This is a genomic window from Streptomyces sp. NPDC096311 (genome assembly GCF_044763085.1).
Taxonomy (GTDB): Bacteria; Actinomycetota; Actinomycetes; order Streptomycetales; family Streptomycetaceae; genus Streptomyces.
This window is the reverse complement of sequence record NZ_JBIWFN010000075.1, coordinates 1-1,265: the sequence shown is the minus strand read 5'-3', so window position 1 is coordinate 1,265 and position 1,265 is coordinate 1. Positions and strand designations below refer to the sequence as shown.

The following is a 1,265-nucleotide window of genomic DNA, read 5'->3' as shown; positions in this document are numbered from 1 at the left end:
TGGGTCTGGTGCAGGTTTGGGTGACAGGTTCGGTCACGCGACCTGGGAGGCCGGTGTGGTCATGACGGTCTCGAATTCGACGGAGGTCAGCCGGCCGAGCGAGGTTTGTCTGCGGCGCCGGTGGTAGGTCCTCTCGATCCAGGTCACGATCGCGATCCGCAGTTCCTGGCGGGTGGCCCAGGACCGACGGTCGAGGACGTTCTTCTGCAGCAGGCTGAAGAAGGACTCCATGGCCGCGTTGTCGCCTGCCGCCCCGACCCTTCCTATCGATCCGCTCATCCCGTGGCCGTCGAGTGCCCGGACGAACTTCCGTGACCGGAACTGCGATCCGCGATCACTGTGCAGGATGCACCCGGCGACGTGTCCACGCCGGGCAACAGCGTTGTTCAGGGCTGTGACGGGCAGGCGGGACTTCATCCGCGTGTCGATCGAGTAGCCGACGATCCTCTTACTGAAGACGTCCTTGATCGCACACAGATACAACTTGCCTTCGTTGGTGGCGTGTTCGGTGATATCGGTGAGCCACAGCCGGTTCGGGCCGGTCGCGGTGAAGTCACGGCAGACGAGGTCGTCGTGCACCGGCGGGCCGGCCTTCTTGATTCTGCCGCGCTTCTTGCCGAACACGCTCCACCAGCTGTTGTCGCGGCAGATCCGCCACGCGGTCCGGTCGGCCATGACCGCCCCCGCGTCGCGGGCTTCATCGGCAAGGAAGCGGTAACCGAACTCCGGATCCTCACGATGGGCGTCGAACAATGCATTCGCGCGGTAAGCCTCCTCCAGCACGGCAGTGGTCACCGGCCGGTCGAGCCAGCGGTAGTAGGGCTGTCTGGCGAGCTTCAGGACCCTGCACGTGACCGTGACGGGAACTCGGCCGGCGGCCAGCTCCTTCACGAGCGGGTAGATCCTTTTCCCGGCAGATGCGCCTGCGACAGGTAGGCCGCGGCCCGGCGCAGGACCTCGTTCTCCTGCTCCAGCAGCTTGATCCGCCGACGCGCTTCCCGTAGTTCCGCGTTGTCCTGGCTGGTCGTTCCGGGCTTTGTCCCGTCGTCGATGTCCGCGCGGCGCATCCATTTCCACAGCGTCATCGCGTGCACTCCGAAGTCGGCGGCCACCTGCTCGACCGTCACGCCCGGGCCGCGGTTCCTCGCGACCCGTACGACGTCCTGGCGGAACTCTTCCGGATAAGGCTTGGGCACAGCAACATCCTTCCCACCCGCCCCACAGGGCAAGCCAGTTCAGATGTCACCCGATCGTGCAGCAGACCC

1 protein-coding gene is annotated in these 1,265 nt (G+C 65.6%); it reads right to left on the bottom strand.

Annotated features, from left to right (window positions below; all coding sequences use genetic code 11):
• Nucleotides 1-33: 33 nt before the first annotated feature.
• A protein-coding gene (locus tag ACIRA5_RS53650) for an IS3 family transposase (RefSeq protein WP_403706029.1) occupies nucleotides 34-1,196 on the bottom strand; the annotation gives its coding sequence in 2 pieces (ribosomal slippage) (nucleotides 34-909 and nucleotides 912-1,196; 1,161 coding nt in all).
• Nucleotides 1,197-1,265: the final 69 nt, after the last annotated feature.